We start from the raw sequence: 17,386 nt of genomic DNA, 5'->3' as shown, positions 1-17,386 counted from the left end.
CGAGCAGGGCGGCGGCGTCCGACGCGCACCGATCAGCCGCCAGCGCCCAGCCTTAAGGGGTGAACGCACGGAGGGTGATCTCCACCAGCGCGCCGGCGTACTGCCCGACCGCCGATCGCGGCGCCGGGTTCATTCACCGGGGCGGACCAGGCCCGTCTCGTACGCGTGGACGATCGCCTGGGCCCGGTCGCGGAGGCCGAGTTTCGCCAGCATGCGGCCCACGTGGGTCTTCACCGTCTGCTCGGACAGGACGAGCCGTTCGGCGATCTCCTGGTTGGACAGGCCGTGGGCGACCAGGGTGAGCACCTCCGCCTCGCGTTCGGTGACCCCGTCCAGCGTGGCGCGGGGACGGCGCGGGCCGAGCCGGGCGAACTCGGAGATCAGCCGCCGGGTGACGGAGGGCGCGAGCAGGGCCTCGCCGGCCGCGACCACCCGGACCGCCTCGGCGAGCTGCGCAGCAGAGGCGTCCTTCAGCAGGAAGCCGCTGGCGCCCGCCCGGAGCGCCTCGTACACGTAGTCGTCCAGGTCGAACGTGGTCAGGATCAGCACCTTCGGAGGATGGCCGCCCGCGGACAGGATCCGCCGGGTGGCCCGCAGGCCGTCCAGCACCGGCATCCTGACGTCCATGAGCACCACGTCGGGCGAGAGTTCCGCGACGCGGCGCACGGCCTCCTCGCCGTCGGCCGCCTCGCCCACCACGTCGATGTCCTGCTGCGCGCTCAGGAACGCGGTGAACCCGGTCCGCACCATGCCCTGGTCGTCGGCGACGAGCACCCTGATCGTCATTCGGCGTCCTCTCCGATCGGCAGGGTCGCGGTCACCACGAACTCCGCGCCGACCCGGCCCGCGCGGAACGTGCCGCCGAGCATCCCCACCCGCTCCCGCATTCCGGCCAGCCCGTGGCCCGGCCGCTTCCCGGGGAGTCCGCCCGGCGTGGCTCCCGGATCGGCGGGCAGGCTATTGGCCACGCGGATCCGCAGCTCGTCGCCGTCGCGGACCAGCTCCGCGGTGACGTCCGATCCCGACCCGTGCCGCATCGCGTTGCTCAATGACTCTTGCACGATCCGGTATGCCGTCAGCCCCACGGTGCCCGGCAGGTCGCCCAGCTCGCCCGAGCCGGACACCCTCAAGGACACCCCGGCGCGGGACGCGGTCGCGACCAGCTCGTCGAGCCGGTGGAGTCCGGGCTGGGGCGCGGTGTCCGCGCCCTCCGCGCCGCGCAGCACGCCGACCACCTGGCGCATCTCGGCCAGCGTCTTCAGCGACAGCGCGCGGATCTCGGCGAGCCCCTGCGCCAGCAGGCCCGCGTCGCCCCCCGCCCGCAGCGGGACCGCCTCGGCGTGGATGGCGATCACCGACATGTGGTGGGCGACCACGTCGTGCAGCTCGCGCGCGATCCTGGCCCGCTCGGCCAGCGCCGCCCGCGCGGCCAGAGCGTCCTCCGCCCGCCGCTCCTCCTCGGCCAGCTTCCCGGTCGCCAGCCGCCTTGCCCGTACGTTGTGGCCGAACAGCACGGCGACGGTGATCCCGGTCACCGCGGGGACCGCAGCGCCGGTGTCGACGGCCACCGCCGCGAGGCAGGAGACCAGCCACACCCCCGCCGCGACCGCGCCGTCGGAGCGGACCGCGACGGAGTAGGCCACGAGCAGGCAGGCGATCGCCGCGCCCGGCGGGTACGGCGGGCTGAGGAACTCGCCGACGACCGCCGCGCCGGCCGGAAGTGCCAGCAGCGCGCACCGCCAGGCGGCCAGCGGCCACCGGTCGCGCAGCACCAGCGGCAGCGAGAAGGCCGCCGACAGGATGACGAGGTACGCCTCATCATGCGGCCACCGCGCGGCGGCCGCGGGGCCCTCCATGTACGCGACACCGCCCGCGAACGCCACGAACGCCAGCGCCGCGTCGCCGAGCCTGACGAGATCCACGGTGGCGCCCCGCCGGCCGCGAGGCCACGGCACCCGCACCTGCCTGCGCCGTGGCGCGGGCGGCGGCGGTTCGGCCGTACCGGTGACGACCGCCCGCAGCAGCGCCCGCGCCACGGCCCGCAGGAGGGGCGCCGGCTTCGCGATCGGCCCCTGATGGATCATTTCCCCAGCCTATGGACATGCCGGGCGGGTCGCCTCGTCCTCATGGGCGACCTTCGCGTCCACCTGTGACGGGAGGCCGCCCGCCGCCGCGTGGCGTACCGGGCAGCGCGCGACGCGGGTCACCGGCCCGATCTCCCGGCCGTGCGCAGGTAGGCCAGCGCCCGATCGAAGGCGGCGTCGCGGCCGGCGGCGAGCTCCTCGTCGCTGAGCGTTTCGGCGATCCTGTCCTGCGGCGGGATGCCGGTGATGTCGAAGCTGGTCCCCTGCCGGGTGAGGAACCGCTCGTTGGGCAGGGCGAAGGTCCAGCCGTTGGGCAGCGTGCGCCAGAGGAAGTCGGAGAACGCGCCCTGGGTGGTGTCGCCGATCCGCCGAGGGGTGGGGGTGCGGGCCGTCATGGCCTGGCTGAACGTCTCTCCGGCGCTGATGGTCAGCGGGCTGGTCAGCAGGGCGATCGGCCCGGTGTAGCGAGAACCGGCGGCCGGACGCACCCAGGTCGGTCGCGCTCGCGTGAACCGGGTGGGGTCAGAGGGGGCGTTGCGCGCCTGCTTGGCATAGGCCGCGTACGGCCGGCCGGTGAGGCGCGAGGTGAGTTGGATGCCGAGGGCGTCGTACCCGCCGAAGTTGAGGCGGACGTCGAGGACGAGGCCCTTCAGGCGCGACGTCCGGTCGGGGGTGAAGATCTCGTCCAGCGCGCGGTCCAGCTCCTTCGCGTTGGCCGCGAAGCCGCCGTCGGCGTACCCGTCGAACGCGGCCAGCCGCAGGTAGCCGAACCCGCCCGGCAGGTCGGCGTACCCGATCACGCCCCGACCCCATGTCGTCAGCGGCTTCTTGACGTCGTGCTTCTCCACGAGATCGAGGACCCGCTCGTTCAGGGCCATGAAGGCCGGCAGGCCGTCCAGCGGCCTCGTGCCGGGGCGCAGCGGCCGGACGAACTCGTCCTTTCCGGCGCGCAGCGCGGTGTGGGCGTCACCGAGATCCTTCAGGATGTCGCGCAGCACGCCGAACAGCTCGGCGTCGGTGGTGTTCGGGCCGATCCGGGGACGGTACCGGTCGCGCACCGCCTGCCAGTCGACGCCCTTGGTGGCGAAGAACGGGTAGTTCTCCGCGAACGTGGTCCAGAAGACGTCGAACACCTTGACCGGGTCCGCGGCGGGGGCCTTCACCGAGCAGCGGGTGGGAAGGGCGGGCAGCCGGCGCAGGCCGATCTCCCCGACGGCGCCCACGTAGCGTAGCCGTGCCCGCTGCCGGCCCTGGAGCTTGATCGTCATCTGGCGGGAGCCGTCGTCGGCGACGAACGACCCCGGGGCGCCCTGCCGCTTGGCCGATATGACGCCCGCCAGGCAGCTGATCGCCGTCGTGTCGAAGTACCGGAGCCGGTCCCCCTGGACGGTGATGATCGTGCTGTAGCCGTCGGTCTGCCACACGCCGTCCAGGGTGGCGTCCCGCGCGCTCGCGGCCGCCGTCGCGGCGGGCGCCGCCGCCATCGCCGTGACGGCCGCCAGAGCCGCGACCGTGATTCGTGTTCCGCTCTTTTTCATGGCGCCGACGGTATGAACGCGGTCCCGTAACCGGCGTCACCCTGGGGGACCATCCCGCGGCTCCCTCCTGGGAGTGACCCGATCCGGCGGGCCGGCCCGGCCGGGGTTCGCGGTCGCGGCGGAAACGTCGGTCGGCATGGCTACGATCTGTGCTTGCTTGATCTTTCTTGTGCGGCTTCCGTTGATCTTCTTGGAATGGGCGCCGCGCCGCCCGTACGGCTGGCCGTTCTTCCTGTGCGGCCTCGTCATGCTCGTCGGCCTGTTCGCGGGTCGTACGAGGCGCGGGGAGGGGCAGTCTGCCGGAGAGCCGCGATGACGGACGCCACCTGCCGACCGCTCCCGGATCTCGGGGGTAAGGTCCAGGCCGGTGACACGATCACGCGCGGACGAACGCTTCACGAGGGAGGTGGCGCGGTGAGCGCCCTTGACATACGACTGCGGCCGGTGGCCGAGGACGATCTCGTCATGTTCCGGCGTTTCGTCACGGAGCCAGGGCTGATCGGACTGGACTGGACGGGGTTCCGCGACGCGCAGGCGCCGACCCGGCGCTACGCCACCGACGGGTACCTGGGCGAGGACGACAGCCGGATCATCGTCGAGGTGGACGGCACGGCCGCGGGCTTCATGAGCTGGTCGGCGCAGGGGTTCGGCGTCTCGCGATACTGGGAGATCGGGATCGCCCTGCTCCCCGACTGGCGGGGACGCGGCATCGGCTGGCGCGCTCAGGCGATGCTGTGCGACTACCTGTTCACCCACACGCCGGCCGAGCGCATCCAGGCGGCCACCCACCCCGAGAACATCGCCGAACAGAAGTCGCTGGTGAAGGCCGGTTTCACGTTGGAGGGCGTCATGCGCGCGGTGGAGTTCCGCGCCGGCCGGTGGCGCGACGGCTGGATGTACAGCAGGCTGCGGAACGATCCGCCTCCGCCCGGCCTGTGACCCTGGTCGTCGGCATCGTGCGAGGCGTGAGAGCCCCGGGCGTCTCCCGGCCCGGTGAACGGGCCGGGAGACGCCGGAAGGGTCAGCGGGCGGGCCGGGCAAGATCCCCGGCGGCGAGATCCTCAATGCGCAGGTGCGCGGGCAGGCCGGTCACCTCGGCCCGGCCCGCGGCGTCCACCTCGACGCCGACCTCGTGTGCGGCGACGCGCAGGCCGTGCGCGGACACCGCGCCGAGCGGGGCGCCGGCGAGGGGACGCAGCGTGACCCGGCCCTCCGGCACGTCGGGGTACAGGCCGGTGGCCGCGTGCAGGATCGTCACCGCCGCCGCGGCCGACCACGCCTGCGGCCGGCACGCGGCCGGATACGGCAGGGGCCGCCCCACCTCGTCCCTCGCGTCGCCGCCGTACAGCTCGGGCAGGCGGTAGTCGAACTCCTCCCCGGCGGCGAGCAACCCCTCGGCGAGCCCGGCGGCCTGCCCGCCGAACCCGGCGCGGGCCAGCCCGGCGAGCACGATCGCGGTGTCGTGCGCCCAGATCGAGCCGCAGTGGTAGGACAGCGGGCTGAAACCGCCGTCGTCGGCCGACATCGTGCGCAGGCCGAAACCGCCCGCCATCGCGGGTGAGGCGAGCAGCCGGGCCACCTCCGCCTCCTCGCCCGCCGAGAGCAGGCCGGTGCCGAGAAGGTGCCCGATGTTGCTGGTGAGCGAGTCGACCGGCCGCTTGGCGGCGTCGAGGGCGAGCGCCGGGTAGCGGCCCGCGGGGCCCTCCACCCAGAACCGCTCGCGGAACCGCGCGGCGAGCGCCGCCGCGTGCTCGCGCCAGCGCTCCGCGCCGGGACGGCCGAACGCCTCCAGCAGCGCGGCGGCCCCGGCCGCCGCCTGACAGGCGTAGCCCTGCACCTCCGCGAGCGCGATCGGCGCGGTCGCCTGGCTGCCGTCCCTGAACCGGACGGCGTCGCCCGAGTCCTTCCAGCCCTGGTTGGCCAGGCCGCGCGAGCTCGTGTCGATGTACTCGACGAAGCCGTCGCCGTCGGGGTCGGCGTGCTCGCCCAGCCAGCCGAGCGCGGCCTCCAGGTGCGGCAGCAGCGGGACCACCTCGCGCTCGGGCATCCCCCACCGCCAGGCGTCGTGCAGGAGGGCGATCCACAGCGGGGTGGCGTCGATGGTGCCGTAGTAGGTGGCGGGGAGGCGCAGCCCGTTGCCCTCGACGGTGAACTCGTGGCGGCGCAGCTCGTGCATGATCTTTCCGGGCGCCTCCCCGGAGGCGGGGTCGATCCGTACGCCCTGGCGGCGGGCGAGCACCCGCAGCGTGCCCGCGGCGAGTTCGGTGCCGAGCGGGAGGAGCATCCGTGCGGCCCAGATGCTGTCCCGGCCGAACAGCGTCAGGAACCACGGCACCCCCGCGCCGAGGAAGGTGTCGCCGGGGACGTCCGGCTCGACGAGCCGGAGCGACCGAAGGTCGTCCAGGGACCGGTCGAGCAGCCGTTCCAGCCTCCGGTCGGCAGCGGCGACCCGGGGACGGCTCCACTCGACGGGGCCGGACGGCGAGATCACGACCGCGGCCGGGTCGGTGACGGCGACCTCCCAGCGCAGCGCGACGCGCTCGCCCGGCCGCACCGTGACCGGCCAGGCCAGCCGCGCCGGGGCGACCTGTCCGGGGACGTCCGCGGTCTCGGCCCGCGCGTCGGTCCCGGTCACGATGACCCGGGAGCGCGCCGACCGCCAGACCAGCGTGCCCGGCCCCTCGACCGCCGCCGCGACGGGCGCGGTGTCGCCGCCCGACTTCACGACCTCGATCGGGGCGAAGTCGCCGGCCAGCTCGACGGTGACGGTGGCGGTGACGGGCGCCGACGCCGTGGAGACGATCTCCACCCGCTCGCTCATGCCGTACGGCGTCACCTGGCGGGTGCGCTCGATCCGCACGGTGGGGTCGGGGTGGGGGTCGCCAAGCCGGCGGGCGAGGGAGACGAACCGGTCGTGCCCGGGGCCGACCGGCAGGTACGCGATGGCCTCCGGTTCGTGTCCGTCGATCAGCAGCCTGGCGAGCGAGAGCGCGCGGGCGTCGGCATGGAAGAGCCCCTGGACGCCGGAGGCGCGGATCTGCCCGTCGGCTCCGCTCAACGCGCTGGTGGGGGCCAGGACGGTGCTGACGAGGTCGTGCAGCAGCGGCTGCAGGCGATATCCCGCCGGGGGGCCGGTCTCCTCGGCCGCGAGGGCGGCTCCCGGTTCCGGCGTGGCTCCGACCAGCACGTACGACTCCTTGATTCAGGTCAGGCGGTGCGCGACCTTGACAGATCCGCTCCGTGGGTGCACATTGCCAAACACTTCCTTTACTTGAACGATCCAATGATGCCTTATTTCTCTTTGAACGTTCAAACCCACGGAAAGGGACTTCATGGCCGAGAAGGTGACGATCGCGGACGTCGCTCGTCACGCTGGCGTCTCCCGCCAGACGGTTTCGAACGTGCTCAACACGCCTGAGGTCGTCCGTGAGGAGACCCGGCAGCGGGTGCTCGACGCGGTGGAGGAGCTCGGCTACCGCGTCAACCAGGCCGCCCGCCAGATGCGCACCGGCAGATCGCGGCTCATCGCCACCCGCATCGAGCCGGACCGCGACGGCATCAACGGCTCGGTCCTCGACCGCTTCCTGCACGGCCTCACCGAGAGCGCCGCGCGCGCGGGCTACCGGGTGCTGCTCTACACCGCCGACGACGACACCGCCGAGATCGCGACCTTCGAGGACCTGCTCGGCGCGTACGAGCCGGACGCCTTCGTGCTGACCGGCACCCACCACGGCGACATCCGCACCTCGTGGCTGCTCGGCCGGGGCATGCCGTTCGTCACCTTCGGCCGCCCGTGGGGCGTGCCGGACGGCGCGCCGCACGCGTGGGTGGACGTGGACGGCGCCGCCGGCACCGCCGCCGCGACCCGCCACCTGCTCGACACCGGCCACCGCCGGATCGGCTTCCTCGGCTGGCCCGCCGGGTCGGGCGTCGGCGACGACCGGCGGGAGGGCTGGGCCCGCACGCTGCGCGCCGCCGGGGTGGACCCGGCGGGGCTCGACCGGGCGACCAGCGACGGCGTCGACGACGGCGAGACGGCCGCCCGCGATCTGCTCGAATCCGGCGACCCGGCGACCGCACTCGTCTGCGCGAGCGACTCGCTCGCGCTCGGCGCGCTGCACGCCGTCCGCTCCCCCGGCGCGGCCGTGCCGTCCGAGGACCGGGCGGGGCCGCCAGTCGCCGTGATCGGGTTCGACGACACGCCGGTGGCGAAGGCCGTCGGCATCACCAGTCTCAGCCAGCCGCTCGCGGAGGCGGCGACGAGCTGCGTCACGCTGCTCACCCGCCTCCTCGACGGCGACAACCGCACACCCGGGTCCTCGGGGGACCCCCACCCGCACGTGCTGCTCCAGCCCTCGCTGGTCAGACGGCGCTCGGGCTGACCCGTCGCAGTTCCCCACTCCCCAGAGAACCAAGAAGATCAGGAACGTCCATGAAACGCGCAACTCTCAGGAACGCGGCGCTCGGCGCGCTGGCCGGCGCCGGCCTCCTCACCTCGGCCGCCTGTGGCAGCGGGTTCGACGACAAGCCGGCCGCCCCGGCCCAGCAGAGCACCGGCCCGGCCTCCCTGCAGATCCTCATCGGCTCCTCGGGCGACGCCGAGACGAACGCCGTACGGCAGGCCGCCGACGCCTGGGCCAAGGCCAGTGGGTCGACGGCGACGGTCACCCCGGCGCAGGACCTCGCCCAGCAGCTCGGCCAGGCGTTCGCCGGCGACAACCCGCCGGACGTCTTCTACGTGGACGCGTCGCGCTTCGCCGACTACGCGAGCGTCGGGGCGCTGGAGCCGTACGGGGACCGGATCGCCAACTCGCAGGACTTCTACGAGAGCCTGCGCGCGACCTTCACCTACGACGGCAAGCTCTACTGCGCGCCGAAGGACTTCTCCACACTGGCGCTGATCGTGAACGACGGCCTGTGGAAGAAGGCCGGGCTGACCGACGCGGACGTGCCCACCACGTGGGAACAGCTCACCTCGGTGAGCGAGAAGCTGGCGGCCAAGGGGATCACGCCGCTGGCCGTGGGCGACACCCGCGACCGGATCGGCGCGTTCATGGTGCAGGCGGGCGGCTGGATCACCAGCCCGGACGGCAAGCAGGCGACTGCCGACTCGCCGGAGAACGCCAAGGCACTCGAATACGTCCAGTCGCTCCTCAAGGAGAAGTTCGCGCGGTTCCCGAAGCAGCTCGACGCGGGCTGGGGCGGCGAGGCGTTCGGCAAGGAGAAGGCCGCCATGACGATCGAAGGCAACTGGATCAAGGGCGCGCTCAAGGCCGACTTCCCCGACGTGAAGTACTCGGTGCACGAGCTGCCCGCCGGGCCGAAGGGCAAGGGCACCCTGTCCTTCACCACCTGCTGGGGCATCTCCGCCAAGAGCAAGTACAAGGAGCAGGCGATCGACTTCGTCCAGGCGATGACCACGGCCGACCAGCAGATGGCCTTCGCCCGGGCGTTCGGCGTGATGCCGTCGCGCCAGTCCGCCAAGGACGCCTACACCGCGGAGTTCCCGGGCGACGCCCCGTTCGTGAACGGCGCCGAGTACGCCCAGGGCCCCGTCAACGCGCCGAAGATGGAGAGCGTGCTGGCCGACTTCGACACCGGCATCCAGCAGCTCACGTCCACCTCCCCCGCCTCCGTCCTGGAGCGGCTGCAGAAGAACACGCAGGCCGCCCTCGGTAACTAGGTCGTCCATCCCGGCCCCCGGCCCCGCCACGCCGCGCGGCCGGGGGCGCCCGACGAGCGACATGCAAGACGGTGGAAGGAGGTCGGCGTGGCCGACATGACTGCCCCGGCCGGCGGACCTGTGACGGGAGCGCGGAGGCCGCGGCTCTCCGCCGCCGCCCGTGAGGGCGTCGCGGGCTGGCTCTTCGTGGCCCCGGTCGTGGTGATCCTGGGCCTGTTCATGCTGCTGCCGATCCTGATGGCCCTGTGGGTGAGCCTCACCGAGTGGAACGGCCAGGGCAGCCCGTTCCGGGCGGGCGTGCCGTTCGTCGGGCTGGACAACTACGCGCGGCTGTTCACGGAGGAGAGCCTGGCCCGCCAGGACTTCATGACGAGCATCCGCAACAACTTCTACTACGTGCTGATCGTGGTGCCGGCGCAGACCGTGCTCGCGCTCGGGCTGGCCGTGATCGTCAACAGCAGGCTGCTCAAGGGCCGGACGTTCTTCCGCGCGGCGTTCTTCTTCCCGTCCGTGACCAGCTCGGTGGCGATCAGCGTCGTCTTCCTCTTCATGTTCGCCAACTCGGGCGCGGTGTCCGGGCTGCTGAACCTCTTCGGCATCGACGGGCCGCAGTGGTTCTCCGACTCGCGGGGAACGCTGCACCTGCTGCTCGGCGCGCTCGGCCTGGTCGATCCGGACGCCCCGCCCGCTGCGCTGACCGACGGCGGCCCGTTCGGCCTGTCCTGGTGGGAGTGGCTGTCCGGGCCGAGTGTGGCGATGACGACCATCATCATGCTGGTCGTCTGGACCACCTCGGGGACGTTCATGCTGATGTTCCTGGCCGCATTGCAGGACATCCCGGTGACGCTGGAAGAGGCGAGCCGGCTCGACGGCGCCGGACGCTGGCAGACGTTCCGGCACGTGACGCTGCCCCTGCTGAAGCCGACGCTCTTCCTGGTGCTGACGCTCGGCACGATCGCCACATGGCAGGTCTTCGACCAGGTCTACGTGATGAGTCAGGGCGACCCGGCGAAGACCACGCTCACCCCGGCGTACCTGTCGTACAAGACGGCGTTCCGCAACTTCGACTACGGCCCCGGCACGGCGATCTCGTTCGTGCTCTTCGTGATCATCGTGGTGCTGGCGCTGGTCCAGCGCTGGGTCCTGCGGGATCGGGACGCCGTGCCGCGCCCCGGCCGCCGGACCAGGAGAGGGAAGGCGTGACATGGCGGTGAGCATCGGCGCCGCTCCGCGCTCGACGCGGGAGAGACGGCGGACCGGCGGCTCGGCGGGCGCGCGGACGCTCGCCTCCACGTTCGCGGGTTACTTCATCCTGATCTTCTTCGCGCTCGTCTTCCTCTATCCGTTCGTGATCCAGATCGCGAACTCGTTCAAGACCGAGCCGGACGCGGCCACGCACCCGCTGTCGCCGCTCCCCGACCCCGTCACGCTCGGCGCGTACGAGAAGGTCTTCCTGAACACCGACCTGCCGCTGTGGCTGGGCAACTCGCTGCTGGTGACGATCATCGTCACCGTGGGACGGGTCTTCCTGGACTCGCTCGCCGGGTACGCCCTGGCCCGGCTGCGCTTCCCCGGACGCGCCGCGCTGTTCTCCGCGATCGTCGCCGTGATCGCCGTGCCCGGCGTGGTGCTGTTCATCCCGAAGTTCCTGGTGCTCAACCAGTTCGGCCTGTACGACAGCTACACCGCGCTGATCCTCCCGGTGATCGCCGACGCGGCCGGCGTCTTCATCATGAAGCAGTTCTTCGAATCGATCCCGGTCAGCGTCGAGGAGGCCGCACGGATCGACGGCGCGGGGGTGTTCCGCACGTTCTGGTCGGTGGTGCTCCCGATGGCCAGACCGGCGCTGCTCACGCTGACCATCATCTCGTTCCAGGGAACCTGGAACGAGTTCCCGCACACCCTGGTTGCGGTGCAGAGCCCCGAGCTCTTCACGCTCCCGCGCGGCCTCGCCGACCTGGTGAGCGGCTCGCTCGGCAAGGGCACCCAGTATCCGCTCAAGCTCGGCGCCGCCGTGCTCGCCACGATCCCGGTCGCGGTCATCTTCGTGGTCTTCCAGCGCTACTTCGTCCGCGGCGCCAACGAGGGGGCCGAGAAGGGCTGACCCAAGCAGGGGCACGCGGGCCCGGAACTCCCCGAACCTCGATCAGCGGCCGAGGCCGGCGTCCCGGGCGCGGATGATCGCTTCCGCACGGTCGGCGGCCTGGAGCTTGCCGAGCACCGCGTGCACGTGGTTGCGCACGGTCTTCTGGGACAGGAACAACCGTGCGGCGATCTGGCTGTTCGACAGGCCGGCGGCCACCAGGTCGAGCACTTCGTGTTCCCGGGCGGTCAGCATCGGGAACGCCGTGACGCTTCCGCTCTGCGGCCTCGGGGCGAAGAAGTCGGCGATGCGCGGGGCCAGGACCGCACCGAACACGACACCGCCGCCGGCCACCGTGGTTATCGCACGGACGACCTCGTCCGGCTCGGCGCCTTTGAGCAGATAACCACGGGCGCCGGCACGGAGCGCGTCGAATATGGTGCCGTCTTCCTCGGACATGGTGAGCACCACGACACCGATCCGCGGGTGCTTCTGAAGGATGCGACGCGTGGCCTCGATGCCGTCCATGTCGGGCATCTGGACGTCCATGACCACGACGTCCGGTTCTCGTTCGGTGGCCTGATCGAGGGCCTCGACACCGGTCGAGGCCGTACCGGCGACCTCGACCTCATCGATGCTGCTCAGCAGTGCCGCGAAGCCTTCGCGGAACACCGGGTGATCGTCCACCACGAGGACCCTCACCGGTCGCTTACCGGTCATCGGCCACCTCTCCTTCAGCGACGAGCACGGGCACCTTCCCGGACGACGCGACGGGCAGCCGCGCCCACACCCGCGTACCGGCCGGCCCCGCGGAGGTCACGCTGCTCGACCCGCCGAGTTCGGCGGCTCGTTCACGCAAGGACACCAGTCCCACGCCGGCCACGGCCGTGGTGGCGAGGCCGGCGCCGTCGTCGACGATCACCACGTCGAGGTACCCGCCTCCGACGTCGCGGGTGAGCGACACCACGCACTCGCCGGCCTGCGCGTGCCGGACCACGTTGGTGACCGCTTCCGACGCGATCCGGTACGCGGCCACCTCCACGGCGGCCGGCAGGCCGGTCAGGTCGCCCCGCTCTTCCACCCGGACGGTCAGCCCCGGGGCTCGCAGTCGCTCGGCCTGCTGGCGGATCGCCCCGACCAGGCCGACGTCGTCGAGCGCGGGCGGCCGCAGGCCGTGCACCAGCCGCCGTACCTCGGCGAGCATCCCGGTGAGTTCCTGGCGAGCCATGTGGAGGATCCGGTCCGCGTCCTCGTTCGACCGACGGGCGGTGATCCGGGCGGTGTCGATCCGGGACGCGACCGCCGCCAGTGCAGGCCCGAGGCCGTCGTGGAGCTCGCGACGCAGACGACGGCGTTCGTCCTCCACCGCCGAGACCATGCCCTCACGGCTGTGCTGCAGCTCCTCCGCGAGGCGTACGGCGCGGGCCGCCGCGGCGGCCTGGCGGATCAGATCCGCCAGTAGCCGTTCGTCACCGGAGGTGAGCCGGCGGCGGGCGGCCTGACGCGGCAGCAGCAACCGCCCGATCCTTTCTCCGCGATAGGTGATGGGGAGCGCCTGTGTCTCGGCGGGACGCTCGCCGTCCTCGACGAGCAGCACTTCGCCGCTGACCTGGGTGATCTCCACGCCCACGTAGGGTGCCCGGAAGGCGCGGGCCACTGTCCGCGCCAGGGTGACGAGTTGCGCCTCGGAGTCGTCCGTCCGCTCCAGCCGCTCGGCGAGCCCGGACATCACGTGGTAGGGGTCGTCCCGATCTCCGACGACCCAGCGTCGCACCAACCGCCACAACCGGTGCCGCAGCTGTGCGTACAGGATGGCGACCGCGAAGACGGCGATGACCAGCCGCACCCCGTCGTTCAGACGTGGCCCGAGCAGCTGGCCGACGCCGCCGAGGACCAGCAGGTCGAGGACGAACGTCAGGGTGAGCAGGAGGCCGTACACCAGGGTCCCGCCGAGCAGCCGGTCGACGTCGACGAGATCCGGCCGCACGATCCCGATCGCGACCGACCCGGAGGTGAGGACCACGGCGACGGTCAGGCCGACGGTGCCGAACCAGAGGGGCAGCAGCCGGAACGTCAGCATGACCAGGAGGTCGACCAGGGCCGCCCACACCAGCCAGCGCATCCGGGCGCGGTCGATGCCGGCCACCGTACGGTAGCGCCGTACCACCACGGCGAACGGAGTGACCAGGCTCAGCGGAAGGCACAGCTGCGCCACCCGCAGCACACCGGTCCAGACGGCGTCCGGCAGCGGGAGATAGAGCGCCTCGAGGTTCAGCCCTCGCAGCGGCGCGGGCAGCGGGGTGGATCCCGCGGTCGCCTGGGCGATGGCGGACGGCGCCGCGACGAGGGCCAGCGGGAGCAGGCTCGTCAGCGCGAGACTGAGCAGCGAGGCGACCCGCCACCATCCGGTCGGCAGCTTCCCATCCGGGAACAGCAGCAGCGCCAGGGGGAGCAGCAGCGCCAGGCCCGCGCCGAGTCGCTGGAAGACGATGAAGGCGGCGGACGCGCCGGGGAGCGCGGGATCGTGCATGGTGGCGTAGGCGACCCACGACGACGCCACGCTGTCCAGCGCCCACCAGGCGCCGAAGCCCGACATCAGGCGGCCGAGCGGGTGGCGCGGATAGCGGCGGAGCACGACCATGCCGGCCACGGCGAGTGCGACACCTGCTATCGCATCCAACCCGCCCGGCTGTAGTTCGAGCACGGCGCGGTGGGCCTGTGGCACCTGCAGGTCGATCAGCGCTGCCACTGGTGCGGCGGTCACGGCGATCGCAAGGAGCACAGGCCCGGGGCTCAGCCACCAAGGCCGGCGAACCGTCACAATCTGCACCAGGAAAGTGTGCCTCAGCACGTACGCGATGTCCCTAGGACCGGCGTCCCAGCCGCCCTGGGACGCAGGAAGGGCCAGGATTCGGGGCAGGATGCCCTGACCGCCTGGGTCGGTGGTTCATGAGGATCGTCCTCGTTGTCGCGGTGACCGTCGCCGCCCCCCGACCCGAAGGAACAACGATGACCGAGCCCCCCTCCGTTCACGCCCAGCGAGGCACCCACACCGGTGGGTCCGTATCCGCGCCGCTCCCCGACACGACCGTGCGCCGACTGGCTCTGGGCCTCTCCACCGGGGCACTGGCCTGGTCGACCGTCAGCTTCGTCTACGGTTTCGACCCCGCGACCGAAATGGGAATCAAGATCACGGATCTGGGTGGTCTGGCGTTCCAGTTCGGCGTCTGCTTTCTCCTTGCGATCATGGTCCGCACCGGCGCGACCGGCGTGAGCCGCGCGGCGCGTGCCATGCTGCAGGTCGAACGAGTGCTGCTGGCCCTGGCCATGGCGTGGAGCTTCTTCCACGCGTTCTTCCCCTCCGCACGTGACAGCGCCTGGCTGGGGATCCTCGACGCGTTCTGGCCGTTGTCGATGCTGGGCATGTTCGTGATCGGCCTCAAGGTCGCCATCGGCGGCCGGTGGCGCGGGGCGGCCCGCTTCTGGCCGCTCGTCGCCGAAAGCTGGGTGGTCGTCACCCTCCCCAGCATGATGATCTTCGGCACCTCCGTGTCGGACATCGTCGGTGCGGCCCACCTGCTCGTGGGGTACACCACGCTCGGACTCATCGTCGCGTTCCGTCCCGAGCTGGTGCGCCGCGAGCACTGAAGCGGCCGCCGGGCATTCACCGCACCCGCCGGCCGGCGCTGGGGAAACGAGCCCGGCCGCTCCCACGGTCCGGGCGGATTCCTGGTCTGCTCCGCCATGTTCGCGGCCGTCACCTGGCCACGGCGTTGACGTCCACACCCGCCGTCACTTCCTGATCATCGACCGTCCTTCATGTCGGTAGGACGTGGCACGATATCTGGCGATATCGACATGGGCGCTCGCCCTCGTGATCGGGATGGTCCGTGTTCCAGCGTTCCGCGCTCCTCCCGCTGCTCGCCGTCCTGGTGACGGCGCTTCCTTCCGTGGTCGGCCACATCGAGGGATATCCACTATGGATCGGGACCCCGATGGCCGGGGCGAGCGTCCTGTCGCTCATCGTGACGAAGTCGACGATCCTGCCCTGGGCGCTCTTGATACTCGTTGACATGCTCGTGGGGATGGGCGCGATGACGGTCCCCGTCCTGCTGGCGGTGGCGGTGCCGGCACGGTGGCTCCGCCTGGCCGTGGCCGGGACGCTGCTCCTCCTCGCGGCGACCGGCGTCGCGGCGGTGATCCCGGCTTCTCCTGGAATCGCGTTCGGCGGCTACACCCCCGCCGATGTTTCAGCGGGCAGTCAGCCGGACTTCTACATGGGCTTCGTTGAGGGATCACTGCGGCTTGTTCCGTCCGATTTCATGTGGTTCCCGGAGACGGTCCCGCTGTTGTTCAGCGCCGCCTTCGCCGCCGCCGCGGTGCTGCTGATCGCGTATGACCGGCGGACGCGGAGCCGCCCCCGGACATCTTCCGCCCATCGGTGACGACCGCGTCTCCCCCCGTTTTCGGCGCGCGACAGAGCGGGTCCGGCTCGCGAGGCTTGCCGTCGGCATGGTCTGATAGCGGACATAAGCGTCAGATCGCGTGCGGGCCCAAGCCCTCCGGGCCAGACCCGGTACGCGGCACGGCAACAGGAGGTGCGATGCCGTACCAGATGCCGAACCCACGGCAGGTCAGGAGAGATCTCGGCCGGGGCGGCCCTCGATCGGTGCGGAGGTCGTCGTGACCGGCCTGCTGGACGCCCTGGTCGACGACGCCGGGCTCTTCCCGCCGACGTCCCTCGACATGCCCTCGGCCGTACGGCGGCACCGGGCGGACCTCGCCGCCGCCGAGCCGATGCTGGCGCACCGGTTCCTCTGCCCCGCCGCCCGGATCGGCGAGTTCCTCGCCGAACTCGCCCCCGAGGACCGGGTACGGATCATCCTCATCGGCGGCGCCGACCCCGCGCAGACGCGGGAGGCGATCCGCACGGTGAGCGACGCCCCCGCGCTCACGCTCGCCGGGGTCGAGTGGGCGCTCGCGCCGCTCGCCCCTTCCGCGTCGGACGCGGACCGGCCCGGTGCCGCGTCCGGCACCGGGCCGACGGCCGCCGCTCTCGACGTCGCGCTGCGGGCGCTGGCCGAGGGTGGCGCGGGCCCGGACGTCACCCTGTTCGCTGAGCCCGCGGACGTCTCCGGGGCGGCGGCCCTGACGGCCGCGCTCGCGGAACGCCGGGAGTCGGCCGGGCGGCCGCTCGGGTTGAAGCTGCGGTGCGGCGGCGTCCGGCCGGAGCTGTTCCCGCCCGCCGCCGACCTGGCCGCCGCGCTCGTCGCCGCCGCGAGCGCCGGGATCGCGGTGAAGGCGACCGCCGGCCTGCACCACGCCGTACGCCACACCGACCCGGCCACGGGGTTCACCCACTTCGGGTACCTCAACGTGCTGCTCGCCTCGGCGCAGGCCGTACGCGGCCGGAGCGCGGACGAGGTCGCCTCCGTCCTGCTGGACACGGACGCGGAACGGCTCGCGGACCTGGCCTGTTCCCTCACGCCGGAGGAGGTGCTGCGGGTCCGGTCGGGCTTCGCCTCCTACGGCTCCTGCAGCACGTCCGTCCCGGTGCGCGAGGCCGCCGAGCTGGGGCTGTCCAGGCGCGCCGCCTCCCCCGCCGGGAGCCGTTTGCCCAGGTGATCAAGGGGTAGCCATGCCGGCTATGACCCAGCCCGCAGATCTTGATGTGCTGATCCCCACGAAAGACCGCCCGGCCTCGCTGGCCGTGACGCTCTCGGGGCTGGCGGCGCAGACGGTCACGGGCTTCCGCGTGGTGATCTCCGACCAGTCGGGCGTCCCCGTGGCCGAGGACGCCCTGGTCCTGAGCGTGGACGAGGTGGTCGAGCAGGTGCAGGACCTGCTCGGAGCCTGATCCCCCGCGGCCGGCCCCGGTGGAGACCGGATTCCGGCGGGCGTGGCCCGTCCCCCGTCTCCCGTGGATGTTCACCGCGTCGCGGCCCCGGGTCTCGGGGCGAATGCCGTACGCCGACCTGGGTAGGGAGGGCCGGAAGAC

General features: G+C 72.3%; 15 protein-coding genes. 9 read left to right on the top strand and 6 right to left on the bottom strand.

The features are described 5' to 3' along the window. Positions 1-129: 129 nt before the first annotated feature. The 3 genes from AWQ68_RS35735 to AWQ68_RS35725 form a co-directional block, all read right to left on the bottom strand. Positions 130-786 carry a response regulator gene (locus AWQ68_RS35735; RefSeq protein ID WP_066949694.1) on the bottom strand — a complete coding sequence of 219 codons (657 nt, stop codon included), beginning with the start codon at positions 784-786 and terminating at the stop codon, positions 130-132. Beyond that, complete coding sequence (locus tag AWQ68_RS35730) at positions 783-2,084, bottom strand: sensor histidine kinase (RefSeq protein WP_066949692.1); 1,302 nt, start codon at positions 2,082-2,084, stop codon at positions 783-785. Before AWQ68_RS35730 ends, AWQ68_RS35735 begins: the two co-directional genes overlap by 4 nt. A gap of 119 nt (positions 2,085-2,203) precedes the next feature. After that, positions 2,204-3,622, bottom strand: a complete 1,419-nt coding sequence (locus AWQ68_RS35725) for a S41 family peptidase (RefSeq protein ID WP_084464783.1) — start codon at positions 3,620-3,622, stop codon at positions 2,204-2,206. A 414-nt stretch (positions 3,623-4,036) separates the two neighbouring features. Between AWQ68_RS35725 and AWQ68_RS35715 the strand changes: the two genes are divergently transcribed. Beyond that, positions 4,037-4,561 (top strand): GNAT family N-acetyltransferase, encoded by a 525-nt coding sequence (locus tag AWQ68_RS35715; RefSeq protein ID WP_066949713.1) that lies wholly within the window; start codon positions 4,037-4,039, stop codon positions 4,559-4,561. A gap of 82 nt (positions 4,562-4,643) precedes the next feature. On the opposite strand, the gene AWQ68_RS35710 is transcribed toward AWQ68_RS35715, so the two are convergent. After that, entirely contained in the window at positions 4,644-6,809 is a 2,166-nt protein-coding gene (locus AWQ68_RS35710) for an amylo-alpha-1,6-glucosidase (RefSeq protein WP_084464781.1), read from the bottom strand. A 145-nt stretch (positions 6,810-6,954) separates the two neighbouring features. On the opposite strand from AWQ68_RS35710, the gene AWQ68_RS35705 reads away from it, so the two are divergent. The 4 genes from AWQ68_RS35705 (at position 6,955) to AWQ68_RS35690 (ending at position 11,409) form a co-directional block, all read left to right on the top strand. After that, a complete protein-coding gene (locus AWQ68_RS35705) occupies positions 6,955-8,004 on the top strand; it encodes a LacI family DNA-binding transcriptional regulator (RefSeq protein ID WP_066949683.1) in 1,050 nt (349 codons plus the stop codon). 50 nt (positions 8,005-8,054) lie between these two features. Continuing rightward, positions 8,055-9,305: a sugar ABC transporter substrate-binding protein gene (locus AWQ68_RS35700; protein WP_066949680.1), complete on the top strand. Its 1,251-nt coding sequence runs from the start codon at positions 8,055-8,057 to the stop codon at positions 9,303-9,305. A gap of 96 nt (positions 9,306-9,401) precedes the next feature. Next, positions 9,402-10,508, top strand: coding sequence for a carbohydrate ABC transporter permease (locus tag AWQ68_RS35695; protein ID WP_066949707.1), 1,107 nt, complete (start codon positions 9,402-9,404; stop codon positions 10,506-10,508). Between the two features lies 1 nt (position 10,509). Continuing rightward, entirely contained in the window at positions 10,510-11,409 is a 900-nt protein-coding gene (locus AWQ68_RS35690; RefSeq protein ID WP_066949678.1) for a carbohydrate ABC transporter permease, read from the top strand. A 42-nt stretch (positions 11,410-11,451) separates the two neighbouring features. Here AWQ68_RS35690 and AWQ68_RS35685 read toward each other — a convergent pair whose 3' ends face one another. Together AWQ68_RS35685 and AWQ68_RS35680 are read right to left on the bottom strand one after the other, a co-directional pair. Then, on the bottom strand, positions 11,452-12,108 hold the full coding sequence (locus AWQ68_RS35685; protein WP_157546260.1) for a response regulator: 657 nt from the start codon (positions 12,106-12,108) through the stop codon (positions 11,452-11,454). Next, positions 12,098-14,152 (bottom strand): histidine kinase, encoded by a 2,055-nt coding sequence (locus AWQ68_RS35680; RefSeq protein ID WP_169809050.1) that lies wholly within the window; start codon positions 14,150-14,152, stop codon positions 12,098-12,100. The genes AWQ68_RS35685 and AWQ68_RS35680 overlap by 11 nt, the downstream gene beginning before the upstream one ends. Before the next feature lie 245 nt (positions 14,153-14,397). On the opposite strand from AWQ68_RS35680, the gene AWQ68_RS35675 reads away from it, so the two are divergent. From AWQ68_RS35675 to AWQ68_RS44495, 4 genes are all read left to right on the top strand, one after another. Beyond that, complete coding sequence (locus AWQ68_RS35675) at positions 14,398-15,036, top strand: hypothetical protein (protein WP_066949670.1); 639 nt, start codon at positions 14,398-14,400, stop codon at positions 15,034-15,036. A 242-nt stretch (positions 15,037-15,278) separates the two neighbouring features. Then, the gene (locus tag AWQ68_RS35670) at positions 15,279-15,833 is read left to right on the top strand and encodes a hypothetical protein (RefSeq protein WP_066949667.1); all 555 of its coding nucleotides are present in this window, start codon (positions 15,279-15,281) and stop codon (positions 15,831-15,833) included. A gap of 238 nt (positions 15,834-16,071) precedes the next feature. After that, positions 16,072-17,013 (top strand): hypothetical protein, encoded by a 942-nt coding sequence (locus AWQ68_RS35665; RefSeq protein WP_066949664.1) that lies wholly within the window; start codon positions 16,072-16,074, stop codon positions 17,011-17,013. Between the two features lie 22 nt (positions 17,014-17,035). Continuing rightward, positions 17,036-17,245 carry a hypothetical protein gene (locus tag AWQ68_RS44495; RefSeq protein WP_218007182.1) on the top strand — a complete coding sequence of 70 codons (210 nt, stop codon included), beginning with the start codon at positions 17,036-17,038 and terminating at the stop codon, positions 17,243-17,245. The last annotated feature ends 141 nt before the right edge of the window (positions 17,246-17,386 follow it).

This window comes from Microtetraspora fusca, from assembly GCF_001570365.1.
Taxonomy (GTDB): Bacteria; Actinomycetota; Actinomycetes; order Streptosporangiales; family Streptosporangiaceae; genus Microtetraspora; species Microtetraspora fusca.
This window is presented reverse-complemented; position numbering and strand designations above follow the sequence as displayed.